Origin of the sequence: Embleya australiensis (assembly GCF_051903075.1) — a bacterium.
Lineage (GTDB): Bacteria > Actinomycetota > Actinomycetes > Streptomycetales > Streptomycetaceae > Embleya.
In genome coordinates, this window is sequence record NZ_CP182423.1 from 431,711 (window position 1) to 452,873 (window position 21,163).

A 21,163-nucleotide genomic window follows, 5' to 3' on the forward strand; every position below is an offset into this window, starting at 1 on the left:
GGACCAAGACGGCCGAGAACATCCTCGAATCCCTCGCCCGATTCTGCCGACGAATCTCCGGCGCGGGACACCGGCCTGGCTAGCGGTTGGGCTTGATTTCCGCCATGGTCAGGTGGGATTCGATCCGCCGGACGGCGGGCAGACCGCTGAGCTTGCCGGTGAGGAAGGCTTCGTAGGCGGCGTGGTCGGCAACGGCCACGCGGATGAAGTAGTCGGGGCGCCCGTACATGCGACGGAACTCGATGACTTCCTCATAGGAGGCAACGGTGTCCTCGAACTCCTCGAAGCTCTTGCGATCCTGGGCGTAGATTTCCACGTCGAGGAGAACCTCCAGGCCACGGCCCAGGGCTTCGGGGTTGACGACGGCCCGGTAGCCGGTGATGACGCCGACGCCGCCCGCCCCCCGAGTCCGCGACGAAGTCCCACGCGCGTGCGGCGTTCGAGGACTCCCCCGGTGTGGCCCGGGCCGTCGGCGGCCAAGACGCGGTCGACCGGGTCCGGCGGACGAGGCGCGGCCGGCTCGGGGACCGTGGTGCGGCGGCCGCGCGGATGGCGCCGGCGATGCCCGGCTCGCGCGTCAGCCGCTCGACCGTGCGCCGCGCGATGGGGCGGCCCTTGCGGGCGTGAATCCTTCCGACACCGTCCCGCGCGACAGCTCCGCCGCGAACTCGTCCGCCGCCGCGCGGACGGAGTCCCGATCCCGTGTCGACCGATCGTGCAGGTACACCATCGGCAGGCCCATCCCGAAACCGCACAACGCGGTGAGGATTCCGCCGATCCGTTCCGATCCGTTGCGATCCGTTGCGAAGGACTCCCCCGCCGTGCCCCGAGCGTCACGCTGTCATCCGGACCCGTCAACTTTCGGTCAGCCAAGGGATATCGACCACGCTCAGCAGGAACACCAGGCCACTGAGCCCAAAAAGTAGACGGCCGATCCAGGCATCTCACTGCCTCCATTCATCGCCTCGATCTCGCGGTCACACGTTCGTCGACACGCCCGCATTGGCGAGGATGTCGCGTGCCGGCAGCGCGGTACTCCCTGCGGCGGTGAGTCCAGAGGCCGCCAGGTGCGCGTCCACGATCCACAGACCGACCGCGTATCCCGCGAAGTCCGGCAGGCCGACGGGCCGCTGCCCGATGCGCCGCGCCGTGGCGTCGCCGTGTACGTATGCGGACAGGTTCTGCATCCCGGCGACATCGATCCCGGCCACGACCTTTCCGTAAACGTCGTCGAGTGCCGCGCCGGACAGTGCCGTCGACCAGGGCCCCATGGCGCGCTCGCCCGCCAGTTCGCGTACGAACGCCTCGGCCAATCCCTCGGCCACGACCTGCTCGCCGACGGTGACCGTCGTCGGGTTCCAGACCACGTTGGCGTAGCGCACATTGTGGTGAAGCTCGTGCGCTGCGGCGTACCCGATCTTCGCCAGGGCGGTCTCGGTGGGCCACATCGTCAACTGGAGCGCCCCCGGGATGCCACCCATCCCGAGGTAGCCGGCGTTGCGGACGGTCAGGAGGTCGTCGTCGGGGTTGCCGAGCACCAGGACGACGTGCACCGTCTCGGCGGTCCTGATCCCGGGCACCGCTTCACTCAGTCGCCGCCAGGCCGCGGCGAGGCCGTCCTCGACCCGGTTCCACACCCGAGCGTCCAGCATCCGCCTCAGAGCCGGCGCATAGCGCGGATCCTCGACGTCGACACGAAAGCCGCTGCCCATCCGGTGCATCTCGACCATGTCGATGTCGCCGACCCCGGACATCACCTCCTGTACAGGACCGAACATCTCTCGTAGGGCCTCGGGCCGCTCCTCCAACGGCCTTCGCAGGAGATCGAGCATTGCGGACGCGGTGTCGTGAACAACGATCTTCATGAGCCGCGACGGTAGGGCCTCCACCTGCTGGAGGGTCCAGCACCGTTGGCGAACCCGGGCTGTCCACGGGTCGACCACGCATCGACCTCGCGTGGATCCCGGCATCGCCCGGCGGTTCCTCGAGGGGATCCCGCCACCGGCCATGACGCCCGTTGTTCACCGACAGGAACTGCCACAACCGCGCCCACTTCGCATCCGTCGGATCACCCCGCCCCTGCACCTTCGGCTCGTCCGGAGAACCTGGCCCGGACACGGTCCCGGTCCGCGTCGCCGAGTACCTGCCGCGCCTGCTCACGTCGACGACGTCCACCGCTGCCCGGACTCGCTGCGCCGGCTCCTCGATGTGCTCGCGGCGGGACCGACGTGGCGAGACGAGACCGGGGCCTCGAAGGGCGGGGTCGCGGCACCTCGCGAGCGCACTGTGGGTGGTAGTAGCGGCGGCCCCGGAAGTGTTGACCCGTTGCGCACGATTTTGTCGCCGAGTGGCGGGGCTGGATTGCTTCGTGGCGTGGGATGCCTCGGTGTCTGGGCCGCCGGTTATGCCATCGAGCCGAGATCCCCTTCGAGGAGCGTCCGAATGGTCCGTGACCGGCCCCAGAGGGCCAGGAACTCGTCGGCCACGACGGAAGGGCGGTCCTGGGGACCCACGTTGACGGAGATCCCGAACTTCGCCTGGGCTTCCACGAAGACGCCACCGGCGGCGGCGCGTTGCTCGACACGGCGGCGGACCTCGGGTTGCCACAGGCGGCGGACCCGGGCGTCGATCCTCGCGTCGACAGGGCGGAGCGGGCCGACTGTTTGCGGTCTCCCTTCGGGTAGCGCTCGATGGTGCGTCGGCTGACGCCGGGGACGGCGGCCACGGCGCGCGGGCGTTTGTTGTTCTTGCTCATCAGGAACCGGACGCGGGTTCGGGTGGACTGCGGCGGATTGCGGGTGGGGACGTGTTGCGCGGCCTGATCGAGGTCGTCGCCGAGGCGACTTCGGTGCGTACCGCCTTGCCGGGGACGCCCGCTCGTGTTGGTCTATCCCGAGGCGGTGTTGTCGCCGGGAGTCCTCAACGACGTGCGGTGGGGGTGGCATCGCGGCGTTCTCCGCGCCCCGTACGCGGAGATCGCCCGGAGGTTGAGGCGTCCCTGGTTGGCGGATCCGGCGTGTTACCCGGGTGACTTCACGCGGTGGATCCGGACCGCGCCCAGGCGTTTGAAGGGTGGGTTCGGAGAGCGGTCGGGGTGGGGGTGGGGGTATCGGTTGGAGCGTCGTTACGAACATGTCCCCACCGAGTTGACCCGTCTGGGATACGTACCGCCCCACGCGTTGGAAGCGCGCCCACCCAGGCGGATCACCGGTCCGAACACCACCCGAAGAAACAAAGCAACCCACCTGGAACCGCGACACACCCCGGGGAGACCGCAGGACGACACGACACCGGACGCAGGGCCGGCCGGCCCCGGACGCACAAAGGACCGACCACGACACCTCACGATCCGCGTCAATCAACATGCCAACCCGCAGGCCACCACATCCGACAAACGGGTCGGGCTGGACAGGTCGACGCATGGTCTGCTTGCGTGGAGTGTGTGATCCCTCCGGGTGCGGTCCTCCTGCTCGAGCAGCTGTCACCGGCCGTCGCGTCCGACGTCCTGTCCCGGCTCGCCCCGGACGCCATGGATGCGCTGCTCGGCCGGTCACCGCTCACGGCCCCGTTCGTCGCCCGCGTCGTCGCACACGGGACGCACCGGCAGCTCCTGGCGATCGTCGCCAATTCCTCGGTCGGCACGGGCATCCGCGAGCGGTTCCTCGACCAGGGCGATCCCGAACTCGCGGCCGCCGTCTACCGGTCCCATTCCACGACGCGCGGCCTCCAGCGCCGCGTACGGACCATGCTGCCGCCCGCAAGTCTGCTCCCCGGCCCGCAGGAGCGCGCCGGTTGGCAGGGCGGGCACATCGAGTACCGGCTCTACCCGTTGTTCGAGTCCGACGACTGCGGGACAGTCGTGGCCGCACTGACGTACCTGGCGCCGTACACCCGGTCGCCGGGCGCGCTCGCGGCGATCCTGCGCGGCTACCAGCAGTTGCTGCAGCTGTCCGGCCCGGATGCGGTACGCGACATCGCGGGCATCCTCACGGACCTGCGACGGGGGCCGCCGGGCGAAAACGTCCCGCTCGAGGTGCGCTCGGCGTTCGAGAATCCCACCGATCCAGGGTGCCTCGCCCGCGCGCTCGCCCGGCTGGGCAGCACGGAGTACCTGGCGGACCGACTGGCGAACGCGGACCTCACCAGTGTGGGCGCGCACTCACTCCTGATCGCTCCCCGCGACGACGAACTCGACTGGGATGTCCTGTCCGAGGAGCTTCCTCCGTTGGCCCGACGCAACTTCGCGTTTCTCCTCGCCCGGGAACCCGGCTGTCCACCGCAGTTGCTCCCCATGGATTGGCGCGACCGGAAGCTGACGTCCGGCCGTGCCGAGCCCGCAGACCCCGCCGACCGGGCAGGGCTGGACGAACTGATGCGCACCTCCTCGGCGTCCGCACCACGCGTGCTCAACGCGCTCAGAGCCGGCCGCCTACCGACCGCGGACTACCTCGCCCGCGGCGCCCCCGCCGCGTACGCCCTGGCCACGCTGCTGACCGGCGAACCAGCCCTGTGCGCCGAAGCGTCCGCCGCACTCACCGAGCCGACCGCCCGCCACCTCGGCGAACACACCGACGCGTGGGTCGCCGCAGTGAACATGCTGCCGGACTTCCCCGGCACGACGCACGAACTCCTCGAAACCGCAGCCGCCATGACCGCCCCATGAAGCCCATCGACCGGCGTCGACCGCCCTTGTGAGCGGGTCGGTGTCGCCGAGCCGAACAGGCGAGGCCGCGGAAGTCGGGAACACAGGAATGGGCAACTCCACGAAAGGACGACGCGTTTGTGTCAGGCACCCGACGTCAGTCGACTGTCACACGTGTGACAGTCGAAACGATCACCGTCATTCATGCCCCGACCAGCACACACACCCTCACGACACATCGACCCGCCTGACGACCAACCATCGCCACAACCACACAACTTCTGAAATTCCAACTCGGCATTTGTCACGCAGGGTCTCGACCAAGCGACTGCCTCCGTATATGACGACACCCCGCGCCCACCAGAAGCGCTCCTCGATATTGGGGAACGCGTCCGGAAGCAGCAGGGGACGGAACGTGGCGTCCACGGCCTGAACTTTCACATGCAACTTGCGTAGCTCCGAAAATACCTACAGGCCTTCGGCGAGGGCCGCGCCGGCAAGCGGCCGGCGCGGTCGGTTGCCGGCACCGTCCTGCCCAGCACCCGGCACCACATCTGACATGCCGTCAGCTACTGCGGCCTTTCCCGTCGATTGCCGCCCGTGAGCGTTCCGGCTTCCACTCAGCCGGACGGCGAGCGTCGATTCGTTTCGGCGAGCGCGGGATGTGGGTCGCCGACCGAAGTAGCATCGGCCGTCAGTGATCTCAACGAGGGGAGCATCGCGTGCGGGCGATCGTGGGCGTGACCGTATCGGCCGTCATCCTGTTGGCGGCATGCAACGACACCGACTCCCCGAAGAAACAGGCCACGGCCCCACCTTCGACCTCGTCCCCGACGCCGACGACCGCACAGACCGTCGCCGCTCCGGCACCGGCCACATCCGCGCCGCCGGCGTCGACCGGCTCCGGAGCACCGAGCCCGTCGGCGACGGCCGGCACACAGCCGGCTCAGCAGGCCGCATCCACCGAGGCCGCGATCCAGCGCTACGAGCAGTTCCTGCACGCCGTGGGCCGCGAGGACCTGACCACGGTTTGCGACATCGCCGGCCCAGCGGCGAAGAAGGCCCAGGACGACGGCTTCGGCCCGTGCACCAGCACGATGCCCATCACGTTCGGAATGTTCTCCGCCGCACAGAAGAAGGCCATGCAAACCGCCACGGTCGACCCGAGCCGCGTCTCGGCACGCCGACCCGACAAGGTGGAGGTCCCCGCCAAGGCGGTCCGCGCGAGCGTCCCCTTCTCCGAAAGCGACCTCGGCGACCAGACTCTCCAGTACATCGACAACGCGTGGTACATCGTCGACCAGGGTTAAGGGTTGGTACTGCAACCGTGCTTGATCTGATGAGGTCACGGCCTATGGGCTGTGGCCTCGTCGTTTGTAGTGGCTGCCACGTGCTCGATATTGGGCTCGGCGTCGCCAGTGGGACCAGTTCAAGGCGTGGGTGATCGGGGCCGGTCGCAGGTCGGCGAGACGGGCGATCGGGCGGCGGATCTCAGGCAGGCTCAGGGGGACGAGTTGCGGTTCGTCGGGCGCGGGCCCCCTTTGGAGTTCTCGCGCGCGAAGGACGGTCAGGTGTGCGTGGGCGGCCGTGGCGAGGGTGATGTGCCGGTACCAGGCGTGGTATTGCGGACCTGGTAGTGGTCCAAGCCGCACTCGTCTCGTTCCTCGCCGTCTGGAAGCACTCCTCGATCGCCCACCGCCGTCCGGCGACGGCCAGGAGCCCGTCGAGGGTGGCGCCCTCGGGCGCGAAACACACGTAATACCCGACCAGACTCGAGCCCGGATGGTCCAAACCGTAACGCGACGTCCGAGCGGGCGGATACCCCCGCAGCGCCTCGGGGGCGACGGGCCGCGGATATCCCCGACTCTTCGACGGTCAGAGAACGGTGCGGAGTGCGGCTTCGACCTGTACGGCGGTGTTGAGGTGGCCGGCCGCGTTGGGGTGGACGAGTGTGGCACGGCTCGGGCCGGGGCATTCCAGGGCGCTTTGAGCATTCACCGGCAGCTCACCGGGCCAGTAGGGGCCCGCCTGCCCGCAAATGCCTTCGACCCATTGGGTGTCCTGGGGGCGGCATACGTCGGCCGTGCGGAACGTCGAGGCCGTCTACACGACGATGAACCGGACCACGGGCGGGCGAGTCGAGCAACGCGCCGAGGCGATATCGGACGTGTGCGGCATCAAAAATCGCGTCACGTCGTTCCTCGACTACAAAGGCGAGTGGTGGACCGACGTGCGTTGCGACTGCGAGGTGATGCGCGCGTACGTGTTCGACGGTCCCCGGGCGGAGAACGCGAAGATCCTCGCCGCCGCGCTGGAAGCCGCCGGCGGCAGGACCCGGAAAGCACCGGGCGTCACGGCTCCGGGGACGCCCCCGTGCCCCGTATCCGCGTCGTCCACCGTCGACGACCCCTCCACGACGGCCGACGACGAACCGAGGTGCGCCTTCGAAGCGGTCCTGCCGACCCACGCGAAAGTCCACGCGGAATTCTGGGATGTGGGCAGCTCGGCATGGTTCCCCGACCAGTTCGGACACGCTTTCGCTCACTCCACGGGCAGCACACAGGGAAAACTCGACGTCCGAGCCGTCACGAACGCACCCCGCCCCCCGGAAGCAGCATCGTGATCGTGTCCGTCATCGAACGCCACTTCACGCAATAGACCCCACAACCACGCTCTTCGACGGTCGCTCCCCCGCGCTCCCGGCCCTTCCAGCGGTGGGGCCGGTGGAAGGCGCTGAGCCGTCGCGACCTCGTGGTGCTGTGAAGTCGCCCCCGGCGGGGTTCGTCGCCGGCAGCTCTCACGCGTCCGGGGAGCACCGCAGGGCGATCCGAACCGAACCGGACGCGGCGGCGTCGAAGACGCGGAGGACTGCCCGGAAGGGCCGGAGGAGCGACTGCGTCAGTCGGCCGGGCCTTCGTAGGGAAGGTGCAGGAACACGACCGCGCCGACGGCAAGAACCGTGAACCACGCGAGAATCCACACGCCGAGGTACCGCGCCTCGCGCTTGGCGCCCCAGGTGGTCGCCGCCGCGGCGACCGGCCCCAGCAGGGCAGCGGCGCCCGAGGCGACGCCGTACCCGGCACTGCCGCAGAAGCCCTCCTGTGACTCGGCGCATCCGGTCGTCGCAAGCACCCCGAGCCACATGTACGGCGCGTACACCAGTGAGACCACCCACACCAGGACCAACGTCAATCCACCGCCGGTACCGATCCGACGCCTGACGGGCTCCGATCGCTTCGCACGCATATCGGTGAGACGGAGGGAGACGGACATCGGTTCCTCGTCGCGGCCCGGAGACCCGCCCTGCGGTGCGGAGTTGGTCGTCGGGTGGCGCCGGCGCGCCCGCGGGGAAGTCCGATGGCCTTGCGAGTTTGCTCCAAAACAGCGGATCGGGTATCCGACGTGACGGCAACCGGGGAACGAGGGCGTCGACCATGGTGCGCAGTGCCTGCGGCCGTCGAGGATGTGGAGGTCTTCGAGTGCGGAGTCGGGCGGCGCCGACCGGTTTGCCTCACGGTCGGTCAGTCATCGTTGCCGCATCCAGGGCGAGGACCAACTCTTCGCGGCGGGCGTCCGAGCACACGGGGACGTTGACGACGCGACGAGTTGGAGTCGTGACCAGTCCGTGTCGGCGACCGCCGCGTACTCCTCGGTCCCGGGCGATCCCTCGGGGACGGCGACCATGAGCGGCGCGTCGTCGGGCAGGTCCGCCAGGACCGCGCGGAGCCGGCCCACCGTCCACACGTCCGCGACGTGATGGACACGCGCGTACGCGGTCATCGGCCTGCCTCTCGTTCGAGTGCGACGGATTCCGGGGGCGTGGTGGTCGGGTCCGTCGTTGCCGAGCCGACCTGCGATCACCCTGCGAACACACAAAACCCTCCTACGGCCCTCGCGCCCGGATCCGCCGCCACCTGCCGGCCCGACCAGCGCAACGAACGAAAGCCAGTCAGGAGCGTTCGGGGATCTCGTGTTCGCCGCCGAGGACGTCGAGGTCCAGAAGCATGTCAGACGCCGTACCGCCCACGGACGCGGGCCCAACCACCACACCGCCCACGCACAGGCCGATTGCCCACCCGAGTTGCGTCCCGAAGACCCGCGCAGCCTGCGGCGGCTCGGCGTCCCCGGCACGATGCTCGGACTCCTGGCGACCGCCGCGGCCGTCACCCCCCTGCCTCCCGTGAGCTGATCGGGGAGGCCGCCCGGCCCCGGGGCGGGCCTCGACGGACCCGCTCCGTGGGCAGCGGCTCGCGTTCACCGGAGGGGGTACACGGGCCCCACCTTTCGCTCAGGCGGTTCCGCAGACCCGCTCACTCGTTTCCCCGCCGCTTGATGAGCGGAACAGCGGGCACGAGGACGCGGGAGTTGTCGAAAGCGATGGGAGACGCGGTGAGTCTGGGAACGGTGGCGGTAACAGGGGCGGCGGGCACGATCGGCTCCGCCATACGCAAGGCGCTGCGGTGCGAGGCGGCGCGGTTGATCCTGCTCGACCGCGTACCGCTCCACCCGGAGGCCGAGAACGAGGACGTGCGCACCGTGGATCTGCGGGACGCCGCCGCCGTGGAAGCCGCCCTCGCGGGAGCCGACCGGGTGCTGCACCTGGCCGGCGTACCGAACGAGGCACCTCTCGCGGACCTGCTCGAAGCCAACGTGCTCGGCACACACCACGTCCTGGAGGCGGCGCGACGCACGGGAATCGAGCGGGTGGTACTGGCGAGCAGCAACCACGTGACGGGCTTCCACCCCGCCGGACATCGCACCGGTGCCCAGGATCCGGTACGCCCCGACGGCCTCTACGGGGTGAGCAAAGTGGCCGTGGAGGCCCTCGGACGGCTGTACGCCGACAAGTTCGGCCTGTCCGTGATCTGCCTGCGCATCGGCAGTTTCGTACACACACCCACCGAACCCCGGCACCTGGCGACCTGGCTGAGCCCGCACGACGCCGTCGGCTTCATCCGCGCCGCGCTGACCGCACCGCGCTCCACCCGCTTCCTCACGACATACGCCGTCTCCGCCAACACGCGCCGCTTCTGGGAACTCCCCGACCTGACGGAACTGGCCTACGTCCCCGTCGACAACGCCGAACTCCACGCCGCGGAAATACCCGGGACAGATCTTGCGGCCGATCCGACCGCACCCCAGGCCGGCCCTTCCGCCCGGCCCGAATTCACCCTCAAGCACCTTCGACCCTGACCCACGAAACCGGCCGCTCGCCGTGCCACCCCCTTGCCCCACCTGCAAGACACGCACGAACGTCACCCCCGACTCCCCCATCTGGGCGCTCAAGTGATCGCCACCGCATCGAGAGACGCCTACGCAGGCCGGGAGATGCTCGCCCACCCGTGGGTTCGCGCCGGAGTTCCGTCGCGCTGTGTCGGCAGGGCGACCGGTCGGTCGGGCACGTCGGCGGACGCGATCCCGGCGGTGGAAGGACGTTCGTGTACGAGGGCATCGACGTGGCCCCACACCGTTGTTCGCGGGTGTACGCGGGACGCAACTCGCCGAACGGGCCTCGCGGCACACCCAGTCGCGAGGAGAGCCCGGCGCAACAGCGGATACTCGCCCGCCGGACGGGGATCCGCGCTTCGCACGACCTGGGCCTGACGATCACAGCAATCAGACCGGGCTGGTCCGCAAGGACCGTGCGCCGCTATGCGCACGCCGCCACCCGGGACGAGCCGATCACCGTGCGACCGCGCCGCGGCGGCGCCCTCGCATCCCACCTGCCCTACCTCGCCGCGCGGTGGGCCCGAAGGCGGCAACGACGCCCGAACGCTTCGCGACGAGATCGCCGTACGCGCGGCTGCACCGGGAGCCGCAAGACCGTCCGCCGCTCAGGAGATCGGTCCGGTGAGGTGGTGGGCCAGGTCCGGGACCAGGGGAGGGAGCACGCCGGCGGCGCCGGTGACGCGGAACTCGGTGATCATGACGGGGCATCCGTCGCCGACGAGGCGCGCCACTGCGGCGAGACGGTGGTTGCCGTCCAGGACGAGGATGCGATCGGGCGCAACGGCCCAGGTCGCAAGCGTGAGGTGGATGGGGCCGCTGATCGCCCGGGCGGAGTACCAGTTCTCGACGGCGGTGATGCGGGCATCGCGTCCGGGTTCCACGAGTGTGCGGTCGCGGGCCGCCTGCTCGTGTCGGATCGGGTGGGCTCCGGGGGCGTCGTGGTCGACCTCTCCTCGCGACGGGGACGCCGGGTCGTGGTACCAGGGCGCGTGGTAGGGAGCCAGCGCGACGAGGTCGCGGGGCTCGATCGCCGTCTGCACGCGCTCGATCCGCACCCCGCCGTCGTGGGCGCCGACGAGGCGGGCGAGTCGATCCCAGTCGAGCCGAACGCGGATCCGGTCCCGACCGCGCGTGTAGTGGTGGCGAAACGCGTCGAAGGGCACGCGGGTGCCGGTTGACGCGGCCAGGCGGCGGGCCGCGGGGTCGATCGTGGCGGTCCGGTGCGCACGCACGATCGCGGATCGGCGCGCGGCCGCCTGCGCGGCTTCGGCCAGACGCGATACGACGTCGTGGAAGCGGTCCCATTCGTCTGCGGTCCACGTGGCGTGGAGGTCCAGTGAGGTGGCGAGGCGGCGCTCGATCTCGTCGAGGACGGTCCCGACGGTTTCCAGGTACTCGGTCTGCATGGTGCTCCTGGCCAGCGGCAACAGGGCCATGCCCGCCCGGGCGTCGTAGCAGACGCGCACGATCTCGCCCGAGGACGAGCGGCTGCGCAGGCGCGGAACCTGCGCGGACAACACCGCGACCTTCTCGACGAGTTCGAGGTCGGCCAGCGCCTCCTGGATCAGGCCCTGGCGGCGGGCGAGCAGAATGCCGACAGTGACGGTGACCAGGGCACCGAGCACCACGCTCGACGCCCAGTCCGCGAGGCTCCATGCCTGACCGCGCCAGGCGAGGACCGCGTCGAGTGCCGCCGCAACGACAGGAACGATCGCGAGCGGCCAGTAACTGCTCACGAAAGAACGCACGTTCGCCACGCATCCCCCTCGGCGCCCGCCCCACGAGCGTGCGTCAAGAATGGCAAACGAAGGTGCCCCTGGGAAGAAGCCGTTCGCCCTTCCGATTCCGCTTCGGGTCACGCCGCCTCCGCAGGCCCGTACAGGTTCGGCACGTGGGTCGGCGGACCCTCCGCTCCACGGCAGACCGGCCCCACCGCCCCCTTGCCGGTGGCGTCGAGCCGGGACACCGGACCCGAGTAACGCGCCCCGTGCCGGGCCGTCGTGAAGTCGGCGACCCGCGCTGCACGCGGCGCTGCGCCGGAGGTAATCGGTAAGGAACGTCGGGCGGTCCCCGCTCGCCGGCTCCGACGGGTCGTCCTTCGTCGACACATCCCGGTACCGGGACATCGACGCCGAGTTCAGCGATGCGACGGCACCCAGGCGCCCGGACCGCAGCCTCCGCTCTCAGGCCCTACCCGGCAGGATCGTATTACCGACCATGGCGACGTGTGGTCGAACGACAGCGTGTGGTCGACGCGACGCGGTCGGAACACAGTGCCGGACCGACTCGAAGGCCCACACGCCCGAGGGATCCCCGCCGTCGGTGTAAGTACCCACGTGCTTGCGGCACTTCTGGCAGTGCGACCGGCGTCCGGTTCACGCACCAGAGTCGCCGATACCTTTCCGAGCCCACGCTTGGACGGGCCCGGCGCGACCGCGGTCGAGGGCTGCCGTGTGCCACTTCACTGCCGTCGGAGCGGCAGGCGCGGTCGGTGGGCCGGTCGACAAAGGAGCGAGACGATCCCGTGGTGGGTCGTGTTGTCCTTCGACGCGGAAAGATGAGGCCCGGGTCACCGGAATAGCTTCCGGGCGTGCGGAGCCCGGGCGGTCCGCCGGCTCCCTCCCCCGGCCACACGAAGGTGGGAATCGGTCCGATCGGCTTCCCGCGACCCTTGGTTTCGGGTCGTACAGGGCGACGTAGAACCCGACCACCACGGCCCCCACGACGAGCGCCCCCATGGTCAGGGCACCGAAGATGGCCTGGGCCTTGCGCTCTGCCCACGTTCGTTGGGGAACGAACACCCGCTGCCGGCGCGGAACAACAACGATTCCGACCTCTTCGACGTCGCTCGCGCCGAGCGACCCCCTGCCGCCGTGCCGCCGCGGCGGGGAGCCGGCATCGACGTCGACACCGACCGTCGCCGCCTCGGCCGCCACTGCGGTGGCCAACCCGGCGCCCCGGCCGGCGCGGAGCAGATCAAGGACCGCGCCCACGCCGGGGTCCGCCGGACTCGACTGTTGCGCGGCGGCGGCGCGCAGGCGATCGGCGGCGTCGACGGCGAGCAACTCCGTGACACGACGCCGCCACTCGTCGCTGGGCAACTGCTCTGCCGTCTCCGGGGACAGGCCGATCTCGGCTTTCTCCTGAAGCCCGCGGGCGGCGAAATGCCAGTGGCCCAACAGGGATACGGCCGGCAGTCCGGCCGCGGAGGAACCGCCGGACGCCGCGGCCGTCGACCGCGGTCGTTCCCGGGTCGGCGACCGATGCGTACGGCGCGGAAGGCACAACCACGCGCGCGGCGACCGGGTCCGCCTCGAACTACTGTCGCCGGCCCGTCGCCGGCGTCAGTAGGTCGAAGCACTTGGCGTAACCGACGACGAACCTGCGCAGCGACCAGACGAAGGCGGCGGTGTACTCGGCGACCCGCGCGGCAATGTCCGACCGCCGAACGATCTCACGCAGCGACATCATCATTGCCGTCCTGCCCGTGCTCGTGCTCTTCGTCTTCTCGCAGCGCACATTGGTGTCAGGGATGCTCGCCGGAGCGACGAAGCAATGAGCGAGGTCGTGACCGTGCCGACGACGGGCGGGGGCCTCGGACGACGACGGGCTCGCGTAGCGGACCGTGCGCGGGCCCGGTACCGCGTCGCGTACGTCCACCGCGGGCACTGCGGGCACTGCGGGCACCGCCCGTACACCGTCCGGCGTGTCGTCGGCGGGATCGGGCCACGACGACAGCTCCACCGGACCGATGAGGGACGTGTGCTGCGGGAACGGGCCCGGCACATGTACGGCGAGGTCAAGGCGGACGCGGTGCAGGCGTGTCGGGTTCCTCGTCACCGCCGAAGAACCCCCGGGGTCGTCACCCCGCTCGCCGCCGCACTCGGCACCGGCGTCTGCCGCCGCCAACGGACCCATCGGATCGGTTGACGCTTCGGCTTCCCTTTGTGGCGGGAGGTGTCCGGAGGAAGCGGTGCCTGGCCGGTCTAGGTTTTCCCTGCGGCTGGAACAGGAATCGGTTCGACGGAGGAGACACGATGGCGGCTACGGATTTGGTGCGGAAGGTATCCGTGGGGTCCGTGTGTTCCGCGGACGGCACCGTCATCGGATACCGCACCGTGGGCACGGGCCCGGCGCTGTTGATCGTGCCCGGCGCGCTGGCCGTCGCCGCCGACTACGACGCTCTAGCGGCCGCGCTCGCCGAGCGGTTCACGGTACACACCATGGAGCGGCGCGGACGCGGCACCAGTGGGCCGCAAGGCGACGCCTACGGCTCTGACGCGGAGGCCGCTGACATCGAGGCCGTGCGCGCGGCGACCGGCGCCCGGTTCGTCGTCGCGCAGAGCTTCGGCGCATTCCTCACCCTGGAAGCCGCGCTGGCCGGCTCGGCGTTCGAGCGGATGGCGCTGTACGAGCCCGGCGTCTGCGTCGACGGCTCGGTCCCGTTCGGCTGGGCCGACGAGTGCCTCCGCCACCTCGATGCGGGCAACCCCGCCGAGGCGTTCCTCGCGTTCGTCCAGGGCATCAACCCCGAGAGCAGCGGCAAGGCCCCGCGGTGGCTGCTGCGCCTGATCATCCCGCTCGCCATCAAGAAGCCGGAACGGCTGCGGAAGTACGCCCTTCTGCGCGGCACGATCCGCGAGCACCGGGAATCCTCGCGCCGCGACGGCGACTACGCCAAATACGCCGCAATCGGCACGCCCACGCTGCTGATGGCCGGCAAGGGCGTCCGGAACACCGGCGCCGGCCGCACCACCGTCCGCCTCAAGGACGTCCTCCCCGTCTGCGAACTGGTCCTGTACCCCAAGCTCGACCACTTCGGCCCGGAGAACTCCCCCACCACGATCGCCCCGGCACTCACGGCCTTCTTCCTCCCCGACCCGCACGGCACCTGACGCCGAGGCGGCACGTACCGCAGTCCCTCACTCCTTCTTCGAGGCCGGCCGATCGGTGTACGGGCCGTCGTCACGCACACATTCGCCGACACGTCGCGGTGGGCCCAGGTCGGGGCGCGGTCCGGTGAGAGCGGGCAAGGACGTCGGCCCGCCTTGCCGCCACAGGAGCCGGGCCGACGTCGGAGAACAGACCGGCCGCCGACCGTCTTCGCGCGATCACCGCAGACGAGCCCGGATGCCGGAGCATTCCCGGAGTCGGACGGCTTCGGCCGCCCCGGAGATCCGCAGCGCCGTGTGTCCGGTCAAGGCGGCGGCTTCCAGGAGTCGGCCGGGGGCGGGACGGCGCGTCGGCCACCCGAAGCGTGCGACCGCGGTTCAGGCGTCGGACTCGTGGGCCGAGGCGGTGATCTCGATCCCGAGAGCCTCGGCGATGTGACCGGCCGCCGCCATCACTCGGGCCGTGCCGACCACAGGTGCGATTGCCACGAGGACGTCCTGGACCTGCTCCGGCCGCAGGTCGGTCGCAGCGCCGGCCTCGAAATGGGCCACGTAGGACAGCGGAGGGGCGTCCATCGCGACGAGGGCGGCTATGCGGGTGAGGATGAGGGCCTCCGGTGTCAGACCGCATCGCTCCATCGAATCAAGGGTCATGGCGGCCAGGGTGTCCAGGACGGGTGTGTCGTGCGCAGTGGTCATGACGAGCCTCCTCGGCTGATTTCTCATACCCGAGGTGTGCCGCACGCCCGCCTGGGAGAGCCGACACGTGTCGGGCTTCTCACCTCTCTTCGAGCCTAGAACCGCCTGCTCCCGAGGGCACCTCGGCCGGAGACGCCGAGCAGGCACGCGATGTCCCGACGGCGGGACACATACGAGAACGGACACCACCGCTGCCGGTACCCGATCGCGTGCCGCGTGACCGCCCCGGCGGCGATATGGCGGAACGCGCCGGGATCGTCGATTCCGCGTCCTGGACCCCATGGGATCGTCGACGCCGGGCGAAGACCAGGACACCTGCGGCGAGGACGGCAGTCCACGCGGACGGCCGACACAGGATCTGGGACGGCCTCCGGGACGGCGTCCCGGACCCTGACGGTTCGGTGGCCTGGAACTGCACGCCCTGTGCGCGATCCATCTCCTCATCGACCAGGAATCCGACGCGCCGGCCGACGACTGATGCGAAGCGGGACGACACCGAGTCGGCATCACTTCGAAAGCCGTACGCGGCGCGGCGACCGCTCGGTGCCACGATGGAGGGGGGACCTTTTCAGCCCGGCGATTCCGGAGGGCGATCATGAGCCGCGACCATCACTTTCACTGCGAGCACGCCGGCTTCTCGATCACCGTGGGCCTTCGGATGGGCCGGACGCGGGAACTGGAACTCCTCGTGGACGGGAAGGAGGTCGCCGCCGTCCGCGTCCACGGCCACCGCGCCCGGACGCACGTCATGACCGCGACCCTGCCCACCGACCCGCCTCGCGACATCGAGGTCGAAGTGAGGCTCCCGGGCGCCCGCGGCGGCGACCCGGTGAGCACTCTGCTTGTGGACGGCGAACGCAAGGCGATGCCCGCCCGGGAGGTGCCCCGACGATCACGACCGACGGAAGCCTCCTGGTACTCCTGACAGCGTCGGGGCACCCGACAAGGCATGCCGGCAGACGGCCTCGCCCCAATGGCCAACGGCATCGTGGAATGCACCGAAGGCCCGCCCCGAGCGCGGCTGCGGGCCGTGCACGTGATGGTGGAGCGGTTCCGGCGCGACGGCGGTGCCGGGCAACCGCAGATGTTGCGGATGGAGGGGGTGTCCTGCCGCGAAGCCGGGGAACGGGTCGGACGGCAGCGGCTGTGGGGCTCCGCATCACATACGGGTCGGACGGCCGTAGAGTCCCGCATCACGTTCCGTGAGCAGGCTCGCCGGCAGGCTGGGGCGCTGACAGCGTCGGACGGTGCCACGGATCCCGGGCGTGGCTGCGGCATCGGCGCGCCGATCACCGGACCGGCCCCCGTGGGAGTTCGTCGCCGGTGATTCCGCACCGGATCGACACGACGGCGACGTCATTCCGGAGCGGCAGGCGGCGCCGAGGGGATGTCGGCTTCCCCGTCGAGCCGTTCCGCGACGATCATGGCCACATCGTCGACCAGGCGGCCCTGGGTGTGGCGGAGCAATCCCCGGTGCAGTTCTTCGAGGAACTCCGACGGGGCGCATATTGGCACCGCTTCCATTGCCTCGGGTAGGGCGAAGAAGTCGTCGTCGCGGTTGCGTGCCTCGAGAACGCCGTCGGTGTGCAGCAGTAGACGGTCGCCGGGGAGGAACACATAGCTCTCCGCCTCGCCCAAAGGACTGGTGATCAGCTCCTCCAAGCCGAGGGGCGGAAGTGGCGAGGGGGGCGTCAGAGCGTGCACCGTGCCCCGGCGCAGCACCAGCGGTGGCGGATGGCCGCAGTTGACCATCTCGACCACGGCCCTGTCGGGTACCTGCGCCACGAGCACGGTGACGAACGACTCCGCCTGCTCCTCCTCGTCGTCGTCCCGATCGATCGCCCACGGCATGGCGCGTTCGCGTCGCAGCGCGGCCGCGCAGTGGGCCACGACCTCCACCAGGTCGTCCTCGTAGTGCACGGCCTCGCGGAACGCGCCCAATACCACTGCGGCCGAGCGCACGGCGGGCAGCCCCTTGCCGCGGACATCTCCGATGATCATCCGGACCCCGTATCGCGTCTGCACGGCCTCGTACAGGTCACCGCCGATCTGCGCGCCGCTTTCCGCCGCGAGGTACATGCTGGCGGTCCGCAGGGGCCCCAGGCGCGCGGGCACCGGCCGGAGCAGGACTCTCTGCGCCGCCTCGGCGATCCGGCGAATCCGCTCGAGTTCGTTCCGTCTGCGCGTACGCATGAAACGACTGGTCATGACACTGGCCGCGGAGACCAGGAGAATGGCCAGGAAATTCGTGTAGACCTGTTGGCTGCCCCACGCCTGGTTGTAGGTGGCAGTGCTCACGCTCACGGCCAGAGCGACGGCCGCCGCCGAGATCGTCCCCCTGGGACCCATCGTGACCGCGGCCAGCGCCGGCGTCGCGGTCAGCAGGGGCCCGGTGTACAGAAAGTGCGCGGGCGAGAACTCGATCCCCACCACCAGGAGTGCGATGGCGAACGGCACACACCGTGCGAGTGTGGTGAGGACCCGGCTGCGACCGCCGACTCCCGATCCGGGAGCCGAGCGTTGGAACGACCGCATACATACAGCTTGACCCTTCGAGGCGTCCGAAACGACCGCATGGGCGGGCCGGCCGCGTCTCGTCGCCCGTTCGGGTCGGCGAAGACCGTCGAACACCGGTCGCGGCGAGAGTTGCGACGCGGGCGGCCCGAACGTAATCGCGCCGAACAGGGCATAGCCAACGCGCTGAAGGACTGCCCGAGCACTACCCCGACGGCACACCCGCCATCTTCGACTTCATCACCCAGGGCGGCGGCGGAAGGCACGACCCCGTCGGGTGGCCGACCTCGCGGACTGGCCCGCGCACGACTCACTGACCCGTCGGCAGAACTACTACGCGCGGACCGGCTTCGGCGTGGTCGACTTCGGCGCGGTGGGCCGCGACCACACCCTCGGTCCGGCCCTGGACAACAACACCGCGGTCGCCCGACGGCTGCGCGAACTGACCGCAACCCTGACCGGGATCCGGGACGACACCGACCTGGAGATCGTCCTCCGAGTGGCCCTGGAATGCGCGGACAGCGTGCTCAAACTGGCCTTCCTCACCGATTCGCAGGACGACCCCCGGCTGATCGCCGAGTGCAAACGAGTCCTCGACAGCCATCTGAACGACCGACTCCGCTCGTCGACAACGAGTTAGTGCCATGACGCGCCGTCGCCGAAAGACACGAACGGCGCTGCGACTTCGGCTTCCGCCCGGACGCGGCCCCCGGCCCTGCCGGCGGTGGAGTCGGCGCGCGGGAGGAGTGCGTGCGCGTGGGGTGCAGGGCGGTGGCCGTCGCCCCGTCGGCCGAGGCCGTCAGTGGTGGAAAGCCACGCGGTCCGCGTCGTGCGGGCGGCCCTCGTGGAGGTGTTTGATCGATCGGCGCATGTCGTCGGCCAGGAGTTCGATCTGGTCGTGGTCGACGCCGTGGCGGACCAGGACGCGCTGGATGACCGTCTCCTGGCGGTCCGGTGGCAGTGGGTAGGAGGGCACCTGCCAGCCGCGCATCCGCAGCAGGTCGGACAGGTCGTACAGGCTCCAGCCGGTCGAGTCCGGGTCGGTGAGCGTCCAGGATACGGCGGGCAGGGCACCGACGCCGTCGTAGAGCAGGGTGAAGGGACCCATCTCGGCGACCTGCCGGGCGAGGTGCCGGGCGGTGTCGGCGCAGGCCTGGTAGACCCGGCGGTACCCCTCGCGGCCGAGCCGCAGGAACATGAAGTACTGGCTGACGACCTGTCCGCCGGGGCGGGAGAAGTTCAGCGCGAGGGTCGGCATGTCGCCGCCGAGATAGTCGACGTGAAACACCAGGTCGTCCGGCAGGGCGTCCTGGTCCCGCCACAGCGCCCAGCCGACGCCGAGCGGGGCCATGCCGTACTTGTGGCCCGAGGCGTTGATCGAGGCGACCCGCGGCAGGCGGAAGTCCCAGACCAGGTCGCGGTGGAGGAACGGCGCGATGAACCCGCCCGAGGCGGCGTCGACGTGCAGCGGGACGTCGACGCCGGTCTCGGCCTGCATGCGGTCGAGCTCGGCGGCGATCTCCGCGACCGGCTCGTAGGTGCAGGTGTAGGTCACGCCGAGGATCGCGACGACGCCGATGGTGTTCTCGTCGACGTACTCGCGCAGCTGGTGCGCCTGGAGGCCGGTCGCCCCGGACTCCACCGGCACCTGGCGCAGCTCCACGTCGAAGTACCGGGCGAACTTCTCCCAACAGACCTGCACCGGTCCGCAGACCAGGTTGGGTCGGTCGGTGGACTGGCCGGCGGCCTGCCGGCGATTGCGCCAGCGCCACTTCAGGGCGAGACCGCAGAGCATCGCGGCCTCGCTGGAGCCGGTGGTGGAGCAGCCGACCGCGTTGGCCTCCCCGGCGCCGCCGGGTGCGTGCCACAGGTCGGCCAGGATGTTCACGCAGCGCGATTCAATCTCCGCGGTCTGCGGATACTCGTCCTTGTCGACGATGTTCTTGTCCAGGCACAGGTCCATCAGCCGGTGGACCTCGTCGTCCGCCCAGGTGGTGCAGAAGGTGGCCAGGTTCTGCGCGGCGTTGCCGTCCAGCAGCAACTCGTTGCGCAGCAGCTGGAAGACGACGGGGGGCGGTGAGGGCAGGTCGGGCATGGACCTTTTGGACAGGGGTTGTTCACTCAGCGGTGATGCGAAAATGTCGACGGCCGGATCGGCCGCCGGTTCTTGAGCGTTGTGCAGAGCCATCAGGGCACCTCGCGTGTCGGTCCATCGGTCCGCATCGGACACTACGGACAGGTTCGGTGGGCGGCATGCGGGCGTGGGCCATCCGGCGGTGCGACGCGGGCGCGACCTACGCCGACCCGACGTCGACGTGCCCGTCGACGCCACGTCATGGGCGCTCGGCCCCGCGAAACAGGGGCAGGAGTTCGGGCTCGACCACTGAAGCGGGAGACGGAGCCGCCCCCGGGGCCTCTGTGGTGGCGCGGGACCGTTCACCACCCGGCTCACCCGGCCCCCGCCCGGCGACGGCACCGCCATCTGCGAATCCCGGCTCGTGCTGGATCGTCAAGAGTCGCGCCCGCGGACTTCGCCGCCGGTGGACCGGCGCACCCCCGTCGGGGCGACTGCTGCCGTACTGGCAGTCCCCGCATTCGAGGAGCGACGTGACAGGCGGTGCGGTGGTCGATTCCGGCGGACCGAGGACCGGACCGAGCCGAGATCGCGGTCGCCGCGAAGGCCGACCGCCTTGCCGAACACGTGCGCCGGACGTCGATGCGTCGATCGGATATCGGCCGTTTCCTGTGACGTGGCCCCCTTCGGTCGAGAAGCCTCTTCGTGCGGGTGCTGTGACAGCGCGGTTGTTCGCCGGCGTCAGGTCAGGCCGCCGTCCACGGTCACGCTCTGGCCGGTGAACCTGCGCCTGATCGGGCGCCTCACCCACGTCCGGCGCTCGTGTATCCGGGCCCGAGCGACAAAGCTCGTGGAACGGTTCGACCTCGCGAAGGCCGGTGACCGCCCCGCTCGAACGTACTCCGGCGGCGCGCGCAGGCGCCTGGACGTCGCCGCGGCGCTGGTGCCCGACCCGCGTGCGGTCGGCGATCCGGAGACCGCCCAGGCCGCGGCCTTCCCCCGTGCTCGCTCCCCTGGTGTTCGCGTCGTCGTCGTTCGTCCCGGTGCGAACCATGCCCGGCCGGCCGCAGGCCTTCGCGAAGCACCAACCGGTCTCACGCAACGCCGACGCGG

General features: G+C 70.3%; 16 protein-coding genes and 3 pseudogenes. 10 read left to right on the top strand and 9 right to left on the bottom strand.

The annotated features are described in order from the left end of the window. Positions 1-79: 79 nt before the first annotated feature. On the bottom strand, positions 80-316 hold the full coding sequence (locus ACMXN5_RS32265) for an Lrp/AsnC ligand binding domain-containing protein (RefSeq protein WP_439678434.1): 237 nt from the start codon (positions 314-316) through the stop codon (positions 80-82). Between the two features lie 661 nt (positions 317-977). Then, the gene (locus tag ACMXN5_RS32270) at positions 978-1,865 is read right to left on the bottom strand and encodes a DUF2268 domain-containing protein (RefSeq protein WP_439678435.1); all 888 of its coding nucleotides are present in this window, start codon (positions 1,863-1,865) and stop codon (positions 978-980) included. Between the two features lie 1,577 nt (positions 1,866-3,442). On the opposite strand from ACMXN5_RS32270, the gene ACMXN5_RS32275 reads away from it, so the two are divergent. Both ACMXN5_RS32275 and ACMXN5_RS32280 read left to right on the top strand, forming a co-directional pair. Beyond that, on the top strand, positions 3,443-4,663 hold the full coding sequence (locus ACMXN5_RS32275; RefSeq protein WP_439678436.1) for a hypothetical protein: 1,221 nt from the start codon (positions 3,443-3,445) through the stop codon (positions 4,661-4,663). A gap of 701 nt (positions 4,664-5,364) precedes the next feature. After that, positions 5,365-5,952, top strand: coding sequence for a hypothetical protein (locus ACMXN5_RS32280; protein ID WP_439678437.1), 588 nt, complete (start codon positions 5,365-5,367; stop codon positions 5,950-5,952). Positions 5,953-6,159: 207 nt separating this feature from the next. Here ACMXN5_RS32280 and ACMXN5_RS32285 read toward each other — a convergent pair. Beyond that, positions 6,160-6,385, bottom strand: a pseudogene (locus ACMXN5_RS32285) (IS701 family transposase); the annotation flags it as partial. Positions 6,386-6,725: 340 nt separating this feature from the next. Here ACMXN5_RS32285 and ACMXN5_RS32290 point away from each other — a divergent pair. After that, the gene (locus tag ACMXN5_RS32290; protein ID WP_439678438.1) at positions 6,726-7,265 is read left to right on the top strand and encodes a hypothetical protein; all 540 of its coding nucleotides are present in this window, start codon (positions 6,726-6,728) and stop codon (positions 7,263-7,265) included. A 275-nt stretch (positions 7,266-7,540) separates the two neighbouring features. Here ACMXN5_RS32290 and ACMXN5_RS32295 read toward each other — a convergent pair whose 3' ends face one another. Beyond that, the gene (locus tag ACMXN5_RS32295; RefSeq protein ID WP_439678439.1) at positions 7,541-7,834 is read right to left on the bottom strand and encodes a hypothetical protein; all 294 of its coding nucleotides are present in this window, start codon (positions 7,832-7,834) and stop codon (positions 7,541-7,543) included. A 333-nt stretch (positions 7,835-8,167) separates the two neighbouring features. Then, positions 8,168-8,422: a DUF6225 family protein gene (locus ACMXN5_RS32300; RefSeq protein ID WP_439678440.1), complete on the bottom strand. Its 255-nt coding sequence runs from the start codon at positions 8,420-8,422 to the stop codon at positions 8,168-8,170. 190 nt (positions 8,423-8,612) lie between these two features. Here ACMXN5_RS32300 and ACMXN5_RS32305 point away from each other — a divergent pair, with 190 nt between their 5' ends. Continuing rightward, positions 8,613-8,831 carry a hypothetical protein gene (locus ACMXN5_RS32305; protein ID WP_439678441.1) on the top strand — a complete coding sequence of 73 codons (219 nt, stop codon included), beginning with the start codon at positions 8,613-8,615 and terminating at the stop codon, positions 8,829-8,831. Positions 8,832-9,031: 200 nt separating this feature from the next. Then, positions 9,032-9,835 (top strand): NAD-dependent epimerase/dehydratase family protein, encoded by an 804-nt coding sequence (locus ACMXN5_RS32310; protein ID WP_439678442.1) that lies wholly within the window; start codon positions 9,032-9,034, stop codon positions 9,833-9,835. 641 nt (positions 9,836-10,476) lie between these two features. On the opposite strand, the gene ACMXN5_RS32315 is transcribed toward ACMXN5_RS32310, so the two are convergent. After that, a complete protein-coding gene (locus ACMXN5_RS32315) occupies positions 10,477-11,607 on the bottom strand; it encodes a hypothetical protein (RefSeq protein ID WP_439678443.1) in 1,131 nt (376 codons plus the stop codon). A gap of 1,730 nt (positions 11,608-13,337) precedes the next feature. On the opposite strand from ACMXN5_RS32315, the pseudogene ACMXN5_RS32320 reads away from it, so the two are divergent. Continuing rightward, positions 13,338-13,430: pseudogene (locus tag ACMXN5_RS32320) on the top strand (carbohydrate ABC transporter permease); the annotation flags it as partial. 520 nt (positions 13,431-13,950) lie between these two features. Next, positions 13,951-14,766: an alpha/beta fold hydrolase gene (locus tag ACMXN5_RS32325; RefSeq protein ID WP_439678444.1), complete on the top strand. Its 816-nt coding sequence runs from the start codon at positions 13,951-13,953 to the stop codon at positions 14,764-14,766. Positions 14,767-15,141: 375 nt separating this feature from the next. Here ACMXN5_RS32325 and ACMXN5_RS32330 read toward each other — a convergent pair whose 3' ends face one another. Next, positions 15,142-15,462, bottom strand: coding sequence for a carboxymuconolactone decarboxylase (locus ACMXN5_RS32330; RefSeq protein WP_439678445.1), 321 nt, complete (start codon positions 15,460-15,462; stop codon positions 15,142-15,144). 595 nt (positions 15,463-16,057) lie between these two features. Between ACMXN5_RS32330 and ACMXN5_RS32335 the strand changes: the two genes are divergently transcribed. Continuing rightward, positions 16,058-16,387 (top strand): hypothetical protein, encoded by a 330-nt coding sequence (locus ACMXN5_RS32335; RefSeq protein WP_439678446.1) that lies wholly within the window; start codon positions 16,058-16,060, stop codon positions 16,385-16,387. 431 nt (positions 16,388-16,818) lie between these two features. Here ACMXN5_RS32335 and ACMXN5_RS32340 read toward each other — a convergent pair whose 3' ends face one another. After that, positions 16,819-17,919: a PP2C family protein-serine/threonine phosphatase gene (locus tag ACMXN5_RS32340; protein ID WP_439678447.1), complete on the bottom strand. Its 1,101-nt coding sequence runs from the start codon at positions 17,917-17,919 to the stop codon at positions 16,819-16,821. 412 nt (positions 17,920-18,331) lie between these two features. On the opposite strand from ACMXN5_RS32340, the gene ACMXN5_RS32345 reads away from it, so the two are divergent. Further along, on the top strand, positions 18,332-18,616 hold the full coding sequence (locus ACMXN5_RS32345) for a hypothetical protein (RefSeq protein WP_439681322.1): 285 nt from the start codon (positions 18,332-18,334) through the stop codon (positions 18,614-18,616). Positions 18,617-18,775: 159 nt separating this feature from the next. Here the strand turns inward: ACMXN5_RS32345 and ACMXN5_RS32350 are convergent, their stop codons facing one another. After that, a complete protein-coding gene (locus tag ACMXN5_RS32350) occupies positions 18,776-20,164 on the bottom strand; it encodes a glutamate decarboxylase (RefSeq protein ID WP_439678448.1) in 1,389 nt (462 codons plus the stop codon). A gap of 667 nt (positions 20,165-20,831) precedes the next feature. Between ACMXN5_RS32350 and ACMXN5_RS32355 the strand changes: the two are divergent. Continuing rightward, positions 20,832-21,005: pseudogene (locus ACMXN5_RS32355) on the top strand (daunorubicin/doxorubicin resistance ABC transporter ATP-binding protein DrrA); the annotation flags it as partial. Positions 21,006-21,163 lie beyond the last annotated feature (158 nt).